Source organism: Woeseia sp. D3-10 (assembly GCF_055809415.1).
In genome coordinates this window covers 2,729,967-2,748,825 of the sequence record NZ_JBVVTW010000007.1, presented here as the reverse complement: position 1 = coordinate 2,748,825, position 18,859 = coordinate 2,729,967, and the positions used below count along the sequence as shown (strand labels likewise).

The following is an 18,859-nucleotide window of genomic DNA, read 5'->3' as shown; positions in this document are numbered from 1 at the left end:
GTACGCGGAGTTGCCGGCACGTCAAGTGGCAAGCGCTCTTCAAAGCGTCGATAAAGCTTGTGCAGGTATAGGCCAGAGCCTGTGACCACGATTATTAAGCTCGTTTGACCGAGATGACCTGAGGACATGGCAGCGAGAGACGGAGTTATCCTCGGAAGAACAGGGTGGACGATAGTGCTGGCTTGGCACCTTACCCCTATAAATCGTTACACAAATCGTTGACAAACAGGGTAAATAACCTAATAGTACAGACACTTATAGATATCTGAATCGTTACACCATGCCAGACCTGATACCGCTCCTGCTGGCCGGATCACGCAAATCGAGCGAGCTACTCGACAGTTTTGCGGGTCAACGCGTCGCCTTGAAAAGGGCCTACGAGAAAGACGCTCACCGAGCGCTACGGCTTGGTCGGGCCCGGGCGACGCGCTACGCGGCCCGGCGAACCTTGGCCGGACTCTCATCTGATGAGTTTCCGGTTTTCCGGGTTAATTCGGCGGGCAGGATCGACGCAGCCGGTACGTTCATGACGCTCGAAGCCAACGAGTCCGTCTGGTTGCCTGACGAGACAATCGTCGATGGCCTGCCCCCTGAGATGCACGATATCGCGCCGCGCGGATTCCTGGGTCGGACGTTCGCTCGTCGGCATGCGGAACTCGGGTTACCGAACGATGTGCGCGACAGGTCCGATCACCACGTTCTGCGAGCGATAAGCCAACGCGGTGAAGATCTCCCGGGCAACCTTGTGGTTGGCCGGGAATCGTTCGACCGGTATCAGCAGTTGCAAGTCAACGAGACAGCCGAAAAGGACTTTCCGGCTCGCGCCATGGCGGTACTGGCTGGCGAGCATGTCGGCTCGTCAGCCGGTGGCGAACAACCAAAGTTCACCGCACTACTGGATGGCCAACACCGGATCGTAAAATTTGCGACGAACGAATCCGACAACGCAAGACGCTGGCAAGACCTGCTTGCACTGGAACACATAGCGTTACAAACATTGGCGGACGCAGGCATTGATGCCGCAGAAACCCGGCTGAAAGATGCAGACGGCATGCGATTTCTGATTATCACTCGATTCGACCGGGTGGCCGAACAAGGGCGGCGTGCCGTCCTGACATTGACTGCGGCATCCGGTCGCGCCAATGCATCATGGGCCGATGCCGCCCACGGGATGCTACGGAACAAGGAACTCGATGAAGCTGGGTTCCGGCGGATCGCATTGCTGGATGCCTTCGGCGCACAAATCGCCAACACTGACCGGCATTTGTATAACGTCGCGCTCTTTCCGAATGATCACGGCTATGAAGTCGCGCCCGCCTACGATCAACTGCCAATGGCGTATGCGCCACCTGCAAGTGGTCACCTGCGATTGACGCTTGTGGACGAAGCCGTGCCCGCCGTTAATACGCTCGATGTATGGGACGAGGCAACCTTGCTGGCAAGCGATTTCTGGCGACGTGCCGCCGAGCTGACGTTAAGCGATGACATGCGAGTGATAGTCGAACAGCACGTCGCGCGGTTGTAGAAACAACCATGAGGTCGGATGGACTTTCGCTCTTAAAATGTACAGCCACATTTTCGTGGCGGGGTAAGCGTACCGATACTTGCCATCCCGGGTCTGCTGCAACGCAACTTCACCGGGAGACGACAAACTGGCGCGTGGCTGCTCCGAGGCGGTCGCCGGGGAAACCAGTAGCAGCAATAGAACGCTATGCAGCAGCGTGAGGTATCTTATTCGCGTGTTCTTCGCCATCTGTACGATGCAGCTCGAAAGCGAGAGACCAACGCTGCCATTGTAGCAATAAGATCAGGACAAACTTAAGGCGGTTAGGGCCCGAGGTTCCCGCAGGAAGTGGCCACTACGCCCTGACTATCTCGCAAAATTATTTTCCGTACATTAATCTTATCCCCGCGCGCATACACTAAGCTCAAAACAAACCTGACACCTTTTTCCGACTTCTTTTTCCTCTCACACCCCGAAGTTTCCCGGTTCGTGCCGAAAGCCATCTCCTGCAGTGCGAGCTTGCGAAGGGCGGCGTTGGCATAATGACGACCCTGGAAATGATTGGCGATGCAGAACTGGGAATGGAACGGGTTGGGTTCTGACCGATTCCCTGATGACTCATTTGATGTAGCAGGTAGCGCACCGCGACCTGAAGACCTGCCGACGCATAAGAAGCGCGGACGCGAGCGCATGCTCGGCATATGCAATTTGCATGCACTCTATCTTTCGACCCGACGCTGCACAAGCAACCTGCAACACACACGCAGCCGACTTGCCGGTGCTGAGCGCCGTCGTGCCTGGCGTTCTAAAGCAGCTAGATTCATCGTGACAACACTGGCGCCAGAAAACAGAACTGACACCTTTTCCATTCCGCGCCATCTGGTACGGACGCAAAAACCCGATCCTTAAAGGTGAAGGGGTGGAAAATGTCGGCTCGACTCTTTTTTTCTTCCACGTGACCGGATTTCTCCCGCGTCCCTGCTAACGGAATAGAACCAATACGCAGGGAGAGGATCGTGAACACATTCAGAACAATGACACGGGAGGTTGGTACTCGGATGCCGGCTACCGTGAGGATGATGGCTGTTGCCGTCATAATGACTGCACTCGGCGCCTGTGGCGGCGGTGGCGGAGGTAGTGACAGCGGCGGCAGCGGCGGCGGCGGTGGCGGTGCCACCGGCAACCCGCCGAGTGTCACTGCAGACGGTCGCGCGATGGGCAACATCGGCGGCGCGATTACATTATCGGCGTCCGCGAGCGACCCGGACGGCGACACAATTACCTACTCATGGCGGCAGGACAGCGGCGTTGCAGTGAGCGGTCAATCCGGTTTCGATAGCGCGACACCCAGCTTCACGGCACCGGATGTCGTCGACACGCTGGTGTTTACCGTCACGGCTACCGCCGGCGGTCAGTCCGATTCGGCAACTGTTCACGTGATCGTGGTTGAAGACATGGACACGGCCGTTTTTGTCGACGGCAATGCCACCAGCACGGGTGATGGTTCCATCGACGATCCCTATGCCAGCCTGTTCAACGCGGTAACCTCAAGTGCCGATACAAGCGACTTCTACATTCGCTCACTGCCTGCCGACAGAACCTACACGCTGTGGCCCAATCGCGATGAATCGCGGTTGCTGCGTGCGCAGAGCTTTTACGGTGGTTACGATCAGAACTGGGAACGGGATCCTGTCGGCAACCCGTCTCCGGTCAACTCCGATGGTTCAGGGTTGCAACTGGGATTCATCCATTCGCCAACGACCATTTCCGGGATTTCACTGGAGGTGGACGCTCCCGAAAGCGACCTCTCTGGGTTTGCGCTACACGGCATTGCGCTCTTAAGCGGCGACTCGCCTGTGGTCATCGAGAACAACTCGGTCGTTGTACACGGCCCGGATGGCAGCTCTAACAACAAGCGCGTGGAAATCTTCGCCGTCACCCTGCAGCAGCTTGCCGACGTCCGCTTGCTCGACAATATCATCGAAGCCGGCGACGGGACGCTGGCCGACGACGCCGTAGCCCGCGGCGGCAGTGGTCAGAACGGTGCCAATGGTACGGATGCGAGGGAAGGCACCAATGCCAACGGTGGGGCCGGCGGCGCACAGACCGGTGTCGGTTGGAACGGTGGTGATGGTGGCGACGGCGCACGTACCAGTTTCGCTGGCGGCGAAAGCGGGGAACGTGGCAGTGGCCGGACTTCACCGGTCGTCATAAGCGGTGGCAGCGGCGGCCATGGCGGCTACTACAACACGGATAACCAGACCGAAGGACCCGGCGGTGACGGCGACGATGGCGACGATGGCCTTCGCGGCAGTTCCGGCGCTGGCGGCATCGGGCGTGAATCCGTCAGCCTGGTCGGTTCCCCGAACGTGGGCTGGGGCGCAAACGGCAGCAACGGTTGGGCCGGCGGTGGCGGTGGCGGTGGTGGCGGTGGTTCCGGCGCCAGTGCTGGCCGCAACGGCGGTGGTGGTGGCGGTGGTGGCGAAGGCGGCGATGGCGGCGCCTTTGGATATGGCGGATCCCCCGGTGGCGCTTCGGTGGCGGTTGTCATCAATGATGTCGTTAACGCCCTCATCGCCCGCAATCACCTCACCTCCGGCACGGGCGGTACCGGCGGCATGGGTGGCACCGGCGCACCGGGCGGTGCCGGTGGCTCGGGCGGCGCTGGGGCACCGGCCAACTTCGGCAGTAATGCCCACGGTGGCGACGGCGGCGATGGCGGTGATGGCGGTCAGGGCGGTTACGGCGGCGGCGGTGCCGGCGGTCCGTCTTACGGCATCTGGGTAGGCTCCGACATTGCGCCGGTCATCGAAGAAAACACGATCATCACCGGTCGCGGCGGCGACGGCGCCCCACCCCGGCTGTCGTACGAATCCTCATCCGCCGGCGGCGGTGGCTGGGCCTACGGCATCATCGATTCGGACGTAGGGGACGGTGTAACGCCGGTCGTCAGTAACAACACGATCACGGCGGGTACGGGAGGCGCGAACGGCGCGCCTTCGGTCAATCCGCAAGGAGACAGCGGCGAGATGCGTTTGCAGTAAGGCGTAACAAGGCCGGGCCGTGACGTCGTGTAATGCGGCGTCACGGCATCACAGTGTCACAGCGCTTGTTTGCAACACTGTGCATCAATTCCGCAGCCTCGCCCCCCCGATTCAAAACCAGAAAAAAAAACTGGTATCGTTATAGGCAGTAGTCGAAAGTTTTTTGCATGCAATACGCTGTTGTTGGTTGCCAGGTCGATACGTCTGCCGGTTGAGCGAGTTGCGCTTCGTTTGCTGCTAAGAAGTAAAGAGCACAACAACCGTGCTCGCAAAATCCGCTACGTTAACCAGGCTGGAATTGATGACAGTAGATAAGAAAAGATGGAAACGCCTTAACGCGATGCTGGAAACGGCACTGGGCTTGTCTGGCGATGAGCGTGATCGCTACATTGCACGCGAATGTCGGGGTGACGAAGCCTTACAGGCAGAACTGCTGGAACTCATTGCGCTGGATGATGACCAAACCGGTGGCCTGCATTCCGCGATCGACGGTGCGCTAAGACAGGCGCTGCCATCATTGTCCGGCGGGCAGGCGGATTCCCGCGGTGATGGCGAGCAGAATTCGGCGAGTCTCAGTGACCTGAGTTTTTTTCAATCGGAGGAATTCAGGCCCAGGCCGTGCAAACGCTGAACAAGGGCGACCGGATCGGACAGTTCGAGATTCAGCGCCTGCTGGGCAGTGGCGGCATGGGTGAAGTGTACGAGGCGCTGCAACTGGAACCGGTACAGCGGACAGTGGCGGTCAAGGTCATCCGCTACGGTGCTCAGGATCCGGGCATCATGGCGCGCTTCGATTCAGAACGACAAACTCTCGCGCTCATGAGTCATCCCGCGATCGCAGCCGTGTACGACGCCGGTTACGCACCTGACGGCAGGCCGTACTTCGCGATGGAACTCGTTGACGGTGTGCCGATTGATGCCTATCTGCGCGAGCATCGCTTGTCACTGCAGAAGACACTCGAACTCTTGATCAGTGTGTGTCGCGGGGTTCAGCATGCTCATCAACGCGGCGTCATACATCGCGATCTTAAACCGTCCAATATTCTGGTCATCGAACAGGACGGCCGGCCAACGCCCAAGATTATCGACTTCGGCATAGCCAAAGCCGCCTCAACCGTTAACCCTGACAATGAACACATGACGCAAGTCGGACAGCTCATTGGCACATTGCGTTACATGAGCCCGGAGCAAGCAGATTCCATGGGTGTTGATGTTGATACCCGCAGCGATGTCTATGCCGTAGGCACGATTTTTTTCGAGATCCTGACAGGCCAGCATCCGCTGAACCTAAAGGCGTTGTCATCAGCAAGTTTTGTAGAACGACAGCGTGCGTTCCGCGAGTATGACCCGCTACCGCCCAGTCGTGTCACGGACAGCAGTACTCCAACCGCCCGCTCGCCGTCAGAACTCAAAGGCGATCTGGACTGGATTTTGCTTAAGGCACTGCAGAAGGACCGGGAACAACGTTACAGCTCAGTGGGCGAATTGGCGCGCGACCTGGAACGTCACCTCAAGAACGAACCGGTTGAAGCGAGTCCACCGACGGCCCGTTATCGCTGGAGCAAGTTTTATCGCCGCAATCGCATCGGCGTACTCGCTGCCGCTGCCGTTACCGCGTCCATCATTATCGGCGTGGCGATGGGTACCGTGGGTTTCGTTCGGGCACTGGCCGCCGAAAAGGAAGCGGTGGTACAGGCTGAGGCGGCCGGTGAAGTGTCGCAGTTTCTTGTCGGCCTGTTTGAAGCATCCGACCCCAACAAGGGCGGCTCGGCTGACACCACGGCGCGGGAGTTGCTGGATCGCGGTGCGCAGCAACTCGATGGTCGTTTGAACAATCAACCAAACACGAAGGCGCAACTTCTGCAGACGCTTGGCAACGTGTATGAAATTCTCGGACTCCTGAACGAATCTTTTGACAAGCGATTCGAGGCTGCCCAGGTACTTGCCAGCCTGGAGAACGCCGACCCATTGCGGCATGCATCCGTACTCGCGGACCTGTCGGTGAGCTACCGGCGACGCGGCGACTTTCAGGATGCACACGATATGGCCGAGAAAGCGCTGGCCACGTTTCACGGAACCCGATCTAACGACGGTGCTGCAGAGAGTTATATTCTGAGCGCACTCGGAATTGCGAAGCTTACGCTGGGAAAATACGAGGAAGCGGAGCCGGTGTTGCAGGACTCGTTGCGACTGGTCTCGGATGCCGCACCGGGCAGCGCAGGCCACGCCACCAGCGCTTACAATCTCGCGGGTTTGTACAACTACATGGGTCGCTTTTCGGAAGCGATTCCGCTGGTCCAGCAGGCCATTGATATCCGACTGCAGATCGATCCGGATGCGCCGAGAATCGGTGACATGTATGACGGCATGGGAATTCTGCAGCTGGGCCTCGGCCAGTACGGTGCGGCGGCGGACTCCATGAAAAAAGGGCTAGAGGCGCGTCGCGACTATTTTGGTGACGATCACTACCTGGTGGGCTTAAGCCTGCAAAACCTTGCTGAAGTCGCTTACGTCCAGGGAGATTATCTCGAGACTGCCGCGATGGCAGCAGAAGCGATATCTATTTCGGAGCGTGCGGAAGGCGATATCGAATGGCGGCACCTGGCGGCACAGTACGAACTACTCGCCATGGCCAGCGCTCCTGTCGGCCGGTTGGAGCAGGCGTATGCAGCAGTGTCCAGAGCCAAAGCGCTGCGCGCCGAATACACACCCGTAGATCACCCGGATGCGTTGTTGGCCGAGCATGCCGAGGCAATGGTAATGCTTGAGGATGGGCATTATGGGGAGGCCGCCGAACGCCTGGAGCGCATTCTGGAGCATCGACAAACAGGCATCAGTGCCGATGGTCTGGACCTTTACGAGGCTCTGGTCCGGGCTTACACATCGACCGAACAATACCCGCGTGCCGAGGCGCTGTGTAAGCAGTCAGCGGAAAAACTGGATCTGCAGAATCAGGCGGATAATTTGATTGCAGTTCGATTGAAAGAAAGCTGTGCACGCTTTAGCCGACCGACATCAAACGCTGCGGAGTAAGCGCGTTCAATTGCTTTGATCAGTCATACGGTGAAATCAATTCACTGTCCATTTCTGGTAGACAAGTTTAGCTCGGGTCTGCCCGCCCTGCTACACTCAGCGCGTGAATCAGCGCACTGACATTACGTTACTTCTCAACCAGTGGGTCGCGGGCGATCAGGCCGCGCTGTCATCGGTTACGCCGTTGGTCTATGACGAGCTGAAGAAGATGGCGCAGCGAATATTTGCCCGTGAATCGGCCGCCCACACACTGCAGCCAACCGCGCTGGTCAATGAGGCCTACGAGAAACTCATCGGTGTCAATGCCGAGTGGCAGGACCGCGCACATTTTTACGCGTTAGCCGCACGCATGATGCGTCGTCTGCTGGTCAATCACGCGAACAGCCGGCGTGCACAAAAACGGGGCGGCGATGCACTGAAGGTGACCTTGCACGAAGAGCTGCATGCCGGGCAGTCACCGGACGAAGATTTGCTTGAGCTGGACGCGGCGCTCGCCGAGTTGGCCAACAACGATGAGCGAAAGAGCTTGGTGCTGGAACTGCACTACTTTGGCGGTTTGACCCACGAACAGACGGCCATTGCCCTGAACGTCTCGGAGTCAACTGTGCGCCGCGAGCTGCGGGTCGCAAAAATCTGGTTGAAGAAAGCGCTGAGTTCGGATGCAGAGAGTGAATGACCGGCGAGGTTCATTCGGCTGGGCCAGGTACACATCGGGTGCCTGACAAATATCATGAAGCTCGATCTCTTGACCGGCCCCTCGAGAAACGCCCCGGCAACCACTTTCCTATTACAATTTCCGCCCATTATCCCTAACCGCGATGGTTAGCTGACGATCGTCACCGATTGAGATACCTTGGCTGCCAGTGATTGCATTTGACCGGGATCCGTGTGAGCAGCTCAAATCGATAGAGACAAACATAAGTAAGAATCAGATGAATAAGAATCAAACTCCGGCTCCACAAGATGGACCGTCCACGCCGTACATTGCCTACTTGCGTGCACTATCATTGGGCGCAGTGGTGCCAGAGGTGGACTGGGCTGTCGTCAACAAGAACTATTACCTTGCTGACAGCCGCATAGACCGACCCGCCCAGGAGCAGGCGGTGCGAGCTGCTCTCAAGGCCTACGATGCGCGGCCCGGAGAAGATACTGACAAGGTCGTGTACGACAGCCTCGCCAGAAAGAAATGGCGGGCGAGCCTGTTCTCGGAGCAACGCATCCATACGCTCGGCGAGGGTCTGGCAGTTAACACATCAACAATCAGCCGATTGCGCGAGATCGCCGATGAAACCCTTCATCGGATTGTGTTCGTCAATGCAGTGATCTGGTTACTCGCATTGAGTCGTGATCAGGATGAGGCGTTTCTGCGTATCGCTGGCTTCGACCCCGACCTGACAGACGCGATCTGGAATGTCTGTGAGCAATCAGGGGCCACACAGGTACAAGCCAATGCGCTGCATTTCTCGCTGGCGAAGGCCGGTTCGTTTGAAGCGCAACAGTGGCTCTGCGATCAGCTTGACAACGATCCTTCGGATGAAGTGCGAGCATCGATTCTTCGCTTCGCCTACTCGGATACATCGCCTGAGTCTATCGAGTTGTATGGCGAACCTAACCCCGAGTTCGCACCCGCGCTCATTAATTTCGTCAGGAAAACGAAGTTGCTCGAAGAACTTAAGGCCGAGTCCATCGATGATGCATTGTGCCGGGCGGCGCTAACAATTTTGGCAGAAGGTGTTTGTGGAAGCCTGGCGAACGGTATCGAGCTCAGTCATTTCAAACGCACAATAGCGGTTGATGAACTGCTTTCTCTTACGATCGGGCATCTTAAGGGGCGGGCATTGTCCCTCGATGAGCTCTTCGACCTCGCCTGGATATACGGTTGCGTCTTTGAAGAAATTGATCGCTGGCTGAGCCAGGACCCTGACGCACGATTTGACGAAGGCGATCTCGTTGCAGGGCGACGCGAACACCGGGACCTGGCGAAACAAGTACGTAGTGTCTATGAGAGCCCGGAGAATAAAGAGCGGCTGGAAGCGGCGGTGAAGTCCGGTGGTATTGACGGCAGCAACGCAAAGTGCACCCTGGACCGCATTTATGGGGTCCCGCCGGGGACGCATCGCGAGGATTTCGACGAACGTCTCAACCTGCTTCAGGACGGACTCGCTCGCGGCGCCGCGCAACGCAACGTACCGCTTGCAGGCTTTGAAGCCATGATAGAGGCAACGAACGGTGACGCCGGTAGCGTAGCAAGAGCTATCGCATGGTGCGAAGACTACCTCGCATGCATGGGAGGGTTCGGTAAGAACCTCAACGCCGGCGCACAATCCGTTCTCCAACATGCGTTGCCTTTGCTGAGGTCGAGGCCCGGTCTGGGCAATGAGCTGATACGAACCGGGCTGATATCAACCACTCATTGCCACATGGCAATGATGGTTCTGCGTTCTTATCCCATGGACTACTGGCCCGAGGACATAGAACGATCATTGCGCAGTGCGCTGACCCGGAGTGAGATAGATGCCGAAATGTTTCGGGGTACTATTGAATCATTGGTTGCGTACCGGGCAGAGAAACAGACCTGACACCCTTATCTTGACAGAACCGGATTTCGCTTGCGGTATTCGTAAGTACGAACCTTGGCATCTGAAGCGTCGAGGAATATTCCGGCTACAGTTGCCTCGTTCGAAGCGGCGGTCAAAGAGTGCGATGAAGAAATCACTTCAACTCCAAATATTTGCGGTTCCTCATTCAGCATCTCCGTGTATTCCCGCCCTCTTTTTCGGATCATCTTTTGATGACTACGTGAATAAACATCTGCCTTTTGACGCATCCGTGACGTACGCATTGCTAGTGCGTAAGTCAACCGCTGTTCTAAAGTACCATCGATTGCCAACAAGTCATCCAGTCCGATAAAGGACGAAAAGATCATGCCATCGTCGTTCATCGGCTGCTTAGTGTGAACTTGAATGACTGTGAGGTTGTGTCGGCCTGCGAAATTAGCGAGGTCATGCGTCGTTTGACCTTGGCCAAAAACTATCGTCGCAGATCTGACTTCGTCCGGATGTGCACTGGTATTGTCGTCAAGCAGCTGCTTTTGAGCGGTCAAGCGTCGCTGCTGCTCGCTGGTGTCTCTGGTTCCAATTAACGTTACCAAAGCTTCTTCAGCCATTCTGGCTTGTGACGGCTCTGTCGCGGGAGTGAGGTTGGAGTGAAGTAGAAGGAGAACGACTGCGAAATCAATTACCCACTGACTCTTCAACATTGGCGCGGCCCCCAAGCGGCGAATGTGAGATCGACGATCCTATCGCCAGAGGCTTTGAGCGTAGACATTTCCACAGATATAGCGAGGTATGTGTCCGCAAAGGTCTTACCACCTCAAGGTTTCCTTTTGTACGAGCCAGCTCAGGAAAGAGCCAAGAACTAAACCTGACACCTTTTTCTTGCCTGGGCACTCAGCCCGCGCGAAGTTTAATACCCTTCGCGCGGGCCAGTAACCGTGAACTAGTGCGCCGCCTCCAGTTCCAAGCGGTCAAACTCAACAACGTCACCTTCCGGGTTACGTACATCAAAAGCGAAACTGCGCACAGCGCCGGCTTCGGTATCGAGCACTGAGAAGGTTGTGATGTTGTTGCTGCATACAAACGGAACCGGTTCCGGCTCGCCGTCGAACAGCATCATCGGGTTCGCAAGCGTTGGCATTTGCGGTTCACGACCGTGTGAATCATCAACCCGAGCGTAGTTGCCAGCATCCCATCGGGAAACACCCGGACCACTCTCGAGTTCCGCGGCGAACGATCCCGAAATGCGGAGTTGTCCGCGCCACGGCGTACCGTCCGGCTGTGTCCAGTATGCGCCGAAACAGTTGCCAACATTGGACGTTTCCATCAGGTTCAGATCGCCTGCTTTGGTACGGTTCCAGATGTGGGAGTGACCGGTCAGCACCAGTTGCACACCACGGCGTTGCAATAGCGGCTCAATGTCACGGCGAAAATGGTCGGCCTCAAGCGGGTACTCGTAGCGTATGCCCTGAATACTACCGAGCAGCGGCTCAACTTCGCTGATGAATACCTGGCGTCGCGACACGTTGTCCTGTGGCATGAGCACGGTCTTTTCGCGGACTGTACCGAATTGATCCAGGTACTCAATGTGCATCACCGGATCGGTCAATACCGGAACCGCGTTGTCGCCCAAACCGTGAGCACTCTGGTGAAACATGACTACCCGGTATTTGGAGCGGCGAAATTCCCGGCTGTTCAAGGTTCTTTTGAGCCAGCGGTACTGTGCTGTACCTTCGGCAAACGGCGTGAAAATATGCTCACCAAAACCCCACTCATCCGGGTTATTCGACTCGCTCAGCATTTCAACGAACTTGCTGCGGTCCTGCGGGCCAATGTTCCAGCTGCGCCAGATGCGCGAAACGTTCATGGAAATCAGAAACACATCGCCGATCTTCTTGCTGTAGTAAGACTCACCCTCGGGACCGTCGTCCGGCAAGGAAAAAAGGTCTCGGTAAACTTCGATGTCATGTGAATTGTCGCGAACCCACTGATCCTTGACTGCCGGATCGCGGGTCGGGTTGATCATGTCTTCGCGATCGTCATACAGGTGCTCTGCGTACCACCGTGGTTGCGGATCACCAAAGATACTGTTGATGTTCGCCGTGCGCAGCGTACCGCCGAGCAGGTATTGCTCATTTGGCCGAAAGCGCCCGGATACTTCGTGGTTCGCAACGGACGGAAACAGTGGCACGTTTTGCAGCAACGGCGCACCCGAAAAAGGTGACTCCGGCACACGATTGATGAACGTACCTTGCAGCGCCGGAAAGAAGGACGGGCTGGCAGAACGTGGATTCTCGTGCCATGAGGTACGGTAATTGTCGAGCCACTCCGAACCGCGCCGCGGATGGTTGGCCAGATCGCCTGCAAAGAAAATGGCGTCCAGTTGTGGGAAGGTCTCCGCAACTTTCTGGTAGTTGGCGAGCGTATTGAAACGTTCCTGCTGATCGGAAGTCAGCAGGATCTTCAGCGGCGCACCCGCCTTCGGCAATGCCTGCAGCTGGAACGGGCCGGCGGTGAACACTTCGCCTTCGCTGGTCTTGCTCACGATCCGATACGTGTAGCGCTGGCCCTGTTCGAGACCGTCAACCATTGCTTCGTGACGGTACACAACACGCTGGCTGACCATCGGAATGTCCATTTCCAGTTTGGAACTGCTGTCTTCCAAGAGACGTTCAAGTTTGTTGGTCTCGGCGATGTAGTGTATTTCTTTGGCGTTGCCGTTCTTGTCAAAACGCCCCTCAAGCTCAATGGCCACGACGTTGCTACGGCCACTGAAGTTTGTTAGCCACACTACCGAAACGCCGGCGTCAGTGGGGTTCTGCAGATAGGGGTCAGTCAACAAGGTTGGATTGCCAGCCGGCAAAACCGGAAGCTCCTGAGCGCCATGGACTGGCTGCACCGCCAAGGTGCTCAGCAGCGACAGGACCGCTGCGCCGCGACAAATTGATTTGAACATTTTCGTACATCTCCTGGGAACGTGAGCGTGGGCTGGCAACACCGTTGTGCCGCCGATCCAAGCTATCCAGGGAATGTAACGCTCGTGTTAGCGGTAGATTATAATTTGATGACTGTGACCCGAAGCGACAGGCCTGCTCTAAATGACTTCGCACGGCATCGTCGATGCCGGAAGATTAAGTCGAGGAGTAAATCACCACTGGTGTAGTGGTAGTTTGATTGCCAAGCATGCGCGATGTTTCAGTCACGTCACTTGATACTGGCTTCAACGAATTCGGAAAGCCGGGCAGTACCTACTGGCAATAGCAAGCCATGCGATGAACAAGCCTTGAGGGTGCCAGTATTTTTTGGGGCACTTTGCTCAGGCCACATTGCCTTACTTCTCGTATTGCACCGGACTCATCCAGCTCAACGGCTTCTCGCCGCGCTCTATCAGACGCACGGCATTCAGCTTCTGCTTACGACTAGACTTTTCGCTCTGACGTGTCACGGAACACCTCCTGCGGGTTCTCTGACCCAATCGGATACGTCCGCTAGACTCTGGCCGTTTTAAGATCTGCTTGCTGCGCGCCAGCTGAAGAAGCAAACCTCCAAAAGGTGTCAGGTTTATTTTTCTACGAGCCGTCTCAGATAAGAGCCAAGAAACAAACCTGACACCTGTTCCTTTTTGCCCTTGCCCTTGCCCTAGTTTGTCCGGGCAATCAGGTTATTCAACAACTTCGCCGCCGTCTCCTCGGGGAAGTCCGGATTGTTCACTTGCAGGTCGAGACGGAACTTGCCGCTGGGTCTTTCGACGACGTAGCCGTGCAAGGAATTGCGTTCGCCGACGAGTTCGGACTGATCGTAGACATAGACATTGCTGGCGAAACCATCAACGGGTACAAAATCGGAGCCCGCATCCGTTCGCTCTTCAAACGGGTCGCCGCTGAAGCCCATCGACAGGCCAATCCGGGTGGAGCCCGCGTACCCTCTGTACGAACAACCGCTGTTTGCAGGGTTCGCCGTTACCTTGATCGCATTGTCCGGTGCTCCGGTAAACAGTATGGCCAGAGTTTCGACGTCATAGACACAGGCGTCGAGGGTTGGCTCGCCGTTGCCGGCGGCGATCGGACTGCTGTTCGGTAATGCAGCGACGATTTCATCAGCGACGCTACGCAGTCTGTCGAGGGATGTATTCACGCCGGTCGTAATGATCCGAAATTGACGATCGTCGGTTTGGAATACAAAGCCGAACAGACGCGGATTACTTTCATCCCAGGTCGGATCCAATAATGCAACGGCGGCATCGCCGGGACCGTCCTGGACCTGCACGACAGGTGGGACATCCATGTTGTAGGTAATCTTTGACATATCAGGGGCACTTGCGAGCGGTGTCGTCTTGATACTCACCGCAAAACCCAGGTTGATATTCCACGTGCACTCGTCCGCCGTGACTCTGCGGCGCTGCATGGGATCTTGCGAAACCATCGGATCAACGGCAGCGATTGCGCTGGCATCTGCGAGCCAGGGACAAACAGGGACCGCTGCGTCCAGGGCGCTGTTTGGCGCGTGTGCCGTTGATAGATCAACTGGGCTTGTGGGCAGATCTACCGTGAACGCTTCGATGCTTTGCTCAGGCGCTTGTGCTGGCGATGCATCGGCGACTTCCGTTGATTCGCCACCGCAGCCGGATAGCAAAACAGCGAACAAGGCGGCAGTCAGCACATGATTGTTACGTACAGTGTTTAAGCCAAGCATCAGGGAGCCACGCTACGGTGATTGTAAGAGGCTCGGATGCTACAGAGGCGAGAATGTCCCGGCAATCATTGGTTTCGTGCGCGACGATGCTTGGCACTCAGGAATCACGAGACCCACAATTTCTGGCCGCATTACAGAGAAAAACAGGCAGTTTCGCTACCAGTAATTGTGGGTGTCCTGATGGCCTTCGCGGTGCCTGTCGGCTACGAACTCGGCGCGTCACTGCACATGACGATCGCGGCCGTGCTGTCCGGCGGACTGGTCGGCGATCTCGGATACGACGGTACTGGCCTCGGTCGGCGCCGACTGCAATCAGCTGAGGCACGTGTGGACGCAGGCCGCGTACGCCGGCATTACCGGCCTGGTTGCGCTGGTTGCGTTCCTGCTCGGCGGGCTCTACGAAAGCTACTGGGTGCTGCCGGTGGCTATCGTCCTGCTGGCCATCGTAATTACGGCCGCGCTGCGCGCGTTCGCAGTACGCATGACGCTATCGACGCTGGCGCGGCGGCGTTGGGGAACTCAACCAGGACGGGATCGAATCGGGCCTGAAATGGTAACGGCTTGATAGTCGGGGAGAAAGGTGTCCGCAAAAATCCTACAACTTCACCTGCCCCCTTTTTGCTGCCGCCGTCGTTGCCAACAACAGATTCACTGCCTCTCGAACCTCCACGTCCCGCGATCATTAGCATTATTGCCAACAGAACCGCAGTTACTGTTGCCTCGGCTTTCATCATGTTCTCCCGGTTTTGTCGTTCTGTACCGTTACAAACGCAGGCCTAGCCACGAGCATACACAGGCGATGCGATAGTTGGGCGGCTAACGGGGTGGGCTTGGGCAACAGTCCCGCAACTTGCTGGGTTCGTCTATCATCTATGACGGCGGCGTCGGGCCACATGAGGACTGCATGGGGTTCGCGTTGCCCACGGTGTCGGCGCGTGATGAACCGTTAGTTGACATGGCTTGGGTCACCGGCATTGAATACTGTTAGTCGAGCAGTATGTGACCTTGAAATACCCCTTGTTTAGTCGTCGCAGGACACCCAGCACCAATCGATTTCCCATACCTGTTTGTGCAGCTGGCAAAAGTCGCTGTTTGGGCCCAGCTACCTGTCTGGGAATGAGCTTAAGTTGCGAAGTACCAATGGGTCGCGGTGCAGCAAAGGCATGGATTGTTCGGTTAGTACGCGGTTACACTGGCCATATATGGGGAGGAAAGTCAGAATGGTCAATAAAAAGAAAGTTGCTAAGAGAAAATACAAGAAAAAGACGGCAGGCAAAAAAAGTTCAAAGAAAGCTGCAGAGCAAACCAAGAATCGTACAAAAGATGCGGACATTAAGGACTTTCAAACCAGTCCATTTGCAAAGCTACGATCTGAGACAAATCAATCGCCGGAGTCTAGAACACGTCTAATCGCTTCACTAGAGGAACGGCTAGGCAAGTCCGTTTTCACATTTTTCAAGCCGTTTAAAAGCCATAATGCCCAGATTGATGATGACGATGCTGAAATGCTCGAGAGTATGCTGTCCAGCGCGCATGATGGACAAGGCATTGTATTGGTGATTAATTCACCTGGCGGACAGGCTCTAGCTGCAGAACGTATAGCAAATCTGTGTCGAAGTTATTCAGGTGGAAAATTCGAAGTAATCGTTCCTCACATGGCCAAATCTGCTGCGACCATGATTTGTTTTGCCGCAACGAAAATTTACATGAGCAGAACCGGAGAGCTTGGCCCCGTGGACCCTCAAGTTGTTTATAAACAGGGTGGCGACCAGCCAATGTATATTTCCGCTGATGAGTATGTTCGCTCTTACGATGACTTGATGAATAAGGCTACTTCAGCCGATACCGGCCGGCTTGAAGCCCTTTTGCAACAATTGGCACGATATGATGCTCGGTATGTCGAACAACTACGTTCGGCGCAAAGTTTGGCGTCCGATATTTCTGTCCGATTGCTCAAAACTGGCATGTTAAAGACGGAAAGTGAGAAGGCGATCAAGGACAAGATCAAGATGTTTCTGGCCCAATCACAGAAGCGGTCGCACGGAAGGATGATAAATTTTGACGAGGCTGTAGAATGCGGCCTCAATCTCGAGGAAATCGAGCTTCGATCCGATCTTTGGAACGACGTTTGGGAGCTTTTTGTGCGGTCCGATTGGATGGTAACCGCAAGATGCGAGGGGCTAATTGAGTCTCGCAACGTATCTTTATCTCGTTGATTTTGGTAGGCTTTTATTATGAAAACTAAAAAACAAGCACCTAGAGTTTCTCGCGCCCAAGACTCCTTGGATGCAATGCTTGAGAAATTGCGGCCGTTTATGCCGGAAGCCAGCGAGCCCTTGGAGCCAGAGGAAAAATCCCAATGGGAGATTTCGTATGGTTCGGATATTTGCGTGAACCGTGATTTAATTGACACTAGATCAACCCGAAATGTAATCGTGTCGCCAGTAGGTTACTAAATACGGTTTTGAACGATTTCTTGCGATAACTTTCCAATCTGATCAATTTAGACTCGATCAACTCTCGAAGCCGGTGGCTGAGCACCTATGGGCACTGATCGGGCGTGATTAGCACCAAATCCAAGCATATCGACTTGCTGGTCAGATTCAGGTTCAATTGCAAAATACCGGTCGCAAACTAGCTGAGTTTCGTCGCACTTTCATTAAAGACGTGCCCATCGACGGCGTCGCAAATAAACCAACTATTGAATGTAACGGCGGGCGCCGCTTGCAACTAGCGGCACCGGCTGACTCGCCACTGCAAACACAACACGGAACAGCGTACTTGGCTAATAGAGGGCGCGGGTATATTTTTTGCAGCCAGAGAGGTTACTGCCGGTCATGATTCGTACACTCAAATTATATTATTAAGTGTATAGCGAACCCTCGGTATATTCGGACTTGCCTTTGTGGTCTTACGGCAAGTCAAGACTTTCGCGAACAGACACTCATGCAACATTGCCTTACTTTTCAAATCGCACCGGGCTTCGGTAGTCCAGCCTAGAGTGCATACGTTTCGGGTTGTAGAAAATTTGGCTGCCTATCTTCCGGCTAGATAACGGACGACCCCCTGAAGCAATCTGAGGATCGTAGAATGGCCTGACGATATACTAGCCCCCTCCTCACTCTCCGATAAGTTGTTTGCTGGTATAGTTTTGCCACCGTTTACAGAGTTGTCCTCAACAAGCCATACATAGTCAATACCAATCGTACCTACATCTTCGCAATCCAAGACCATGTATTCACCGGGAAACTCGTAAAGCGCTTGTTCGTCATCTGATTTCTTGATATCTCTTCGAACAACGTTTGTAAGTAGAACCTGCCTAAGCTGCCCCTCGGCCGTTAGATCGTATTCTTTCAACAACCCGTAATATAAATATGTCGTGTCGCCGAGAACAACAGTCGCCGACAGCACTATTCCGTCAACATCCTTCGGCTCGGCAAAGGCCAATCTCTTATGCCAGATCGCTCCGTTTGAGTTCTCGGCGATCTGTTGATGCCATCCAGAATACCTCGATAGAATCAGAACCCATCTACCAGCAACATAAGCGAATGCGGCTTGCGACCAGACGTAAATCGTAATTTTGAGAAGGACTATCCCGTTGAGACCGCTGTGCAAGCTTGATGAATTGAAACTCGCGTCACCCTGAAGAATTGGCAAAAGCTCGCGATAATCAATATACCCTATTGGCAAAACCAAATTGATTAGCCATATCAAGGCACCCCACGCGGTATGGATAGGAAGGCAAAAAAGGATCGCGAGGACAAGAGATCTTGCAGAGCCTATTTCGACCGTCCCTGACGTCTCACCGGAGGATGACAATTGGTAGTAACGAAACTGCAGCACTAATCCCGGAATCAGGATTGAGAAAACTGCAAGGGCGCTAAACGCCAATCCACTCATGCAAAATTGCTATAGCAAGCTATGCTATGACTTGGTGCTTATGACGGTATACCACTTAACAGCACCCGAGACGGACTCCGCCTTAAGCCTAATAGGATCGCTGTCTGCGCCGGCAGACTTAGTAGATTTGA

12 protein-coding genes are annotated in these 18,859 nt (G+C 55.4%); 8 read left to right on the top strand and 4 right to left on the bottom strand.

Features of this window, described 5'->3' with window-relative positions:
• The first annotated feature begins 280 nt into the window (after positions 1–280).
• The 6 genes from AC0L8N_RS12600 (at position 281) to AC0L8N_RS12575 (ending at position 10,160) form a co-directional block, all read left to right on the top strand.
• Positions 281–1,525 (top strand): HipA domain-containing protein, encoded by a 1,245-nt coding sequence (locus AC0L8N_RS12600; protein ID WP_473668033.1) that lies wholly within the window; start codon positions 281–283, stop codon positions 1,523–1,525.
• A gap of 995 nt (positions 1,526–2,520) precedes the next feature.
• Positions 2,521–4,548 (top strand): PKD domain-containing protein, encoded by a 2,028-nt coding sequence (locus AC0L8N_RS12595; protein ID WP_473668032.1) that lies wholly within the window; start codon positions 2,521–2,523, stop codon positions 4,546–4,548.
• Between the two features lie 301 nt (positions 4,549–4,849).
• Positions 4,850–5,179 (top strand): hypothetical protein, encoded by a 330-nt coding sequence (locus tag AC0L8N_RS12590; protein WP_473668031.1) that lies wholly within the window; start codon positions 4,850–4,852, stop codon positions 5,177–5,179.
• Positions 5,167–7,581 carry a protein kinase domain-containing protein gene (locus AC0L8N_RS12585; protein WP_473668030.1) on the top strand — a complete coding sequence of 805 codons (2,415 nt, stop codon included), beginning with the start codon at positions 5,167–5,169 and terminating at the stop codon, positions 7,579–7,581. The genes AC0L8N_RS12590 and AC0L8N_RS12585 overlap by 13 nt, the downstream gene beginning before the upstream one ends.
• 103 nt (positions 7,582–7,684) lie before the next feature.
• Positions 7,685–8,257, top strand: coding sequence for an ECF-type sigma factor (locus AC0L8N_RS12580; RefSeq protein WP_068613022.1), 573 nt, complete (start codon positions 7,685–7,687; stop codon positions 8,255–8,257).
• A 256-nt stretch (positions 8,258–8,513) separates the two neighbouring features.
• Positions 8,514–10,160 (top strand): hypothetical protein, encoded by a 1,647-nt coding sequence (locus AC0L8N_RS12575; protein ID WP_473668029.1) that lies wholly within the window; start codon positions 8,514–8,516, stop codon positions 10,158–10,160.
• 5 nt (positions 10,161–10,165) lie between these two features.
• Here the strand turns inward: AC0L8N_RS12575 and AC0L8N_RS12570 are convergent, their stop codons facing one another.
• The 3 genes from AC0L8N_RS12570 to AC0L8N_RS12560 all read right to left on the bottom strand — a co-directional run bounded on the left by AC0L8N_RS12570 (position 10,166) and on the right by AC0L8N_RS12560 (position 14,795).
• Positions 10,166–10,747, bottom strand: coding sequence for a hypothetical protein (locus AC0L8N_RS12570; protein ID WP_473668028.1), 582 nt, complete (start codon positions 10,745–10,747; stop codon positions 10,166–10,168).
• A 332-nt stretch (positions 10,748–11,079) separates the two neighbouring features.
• Complete coding sequence (locus AC0L8N_RS12565; RefSeq protein ID WP_473668027.1) at positions 11,080–13,092, bottom strand: metallophosphoesterase; 2,013 nt, start codon at positions 13,090–13,092, stop codon at positions 11,080–11,082.
• A gap of 683 nt (positions 13,093–13,775) precedes the next feature.
• Positions 13,776–14,795 carry a hypothetical protein gene (locus AC0L8N_RS12560; RefSeq protein WP_473668026.1) on the bottom strand — a complete coding sequence of 340 codons (1,020 nt, stop codon included), beginning with the start codon at positions 14,793–14,795 and terminating at the stop codon, positions 13,776–13,778.
• Between the two features lie 358 nt (positions 14,796–15,153).
• Here AC0L8N_RS12560 and AC0L8N_RS12555 point away from each other — a divergent pair, with 358 nt between their 5' ends.
• Both AC0L8N_RS12555 and AC0L8N_RS12550 read left to right on the top strand, forming a co-directional pair.
• Positions 15,154–15,393, top strand: coding sequence for a hypothetical protein (locus tag AC0L8N_RS12555; RefSeq protein ID WP_473668025.1), 240 nt, complete (start codon positions 15,154–15,156; stop codon positions 15,391–15,393).
• Positions 15,394–16,048: 655 nt separating this feature from the next.
• Positions 16,049–17,044, top strand: a complete 996-nt coding sequence (locus AC0L8N_RS12550; protein ID WP_473668024.1) for an SDH family Clp fold serine proteinase — start codon at positions 16,049–16,051, stop codon at positions 17,042–17,044.
• A gap of 820 nt (positions 17,045–17,864) precedes the next feature.
• Here the strand turns inward: AC0L8N_RS12550 and AC0L8N_RS12545 are convergent.
• Positions 17,865–18,728 carry a hypothetical protein gene (locus AC0L8N_RS12545; RefSeq protein ID WP_473668023.1) on the bottom strand — a complete coding sequence of 288 codons (864 nt, stop codon included), beginning with the start codon at positions 18,726–18,728 and terminating at the stop codon, positions 17,865–17,867.
• Positions 18,729–18,859: the final 131 nt, after the last annotated feature.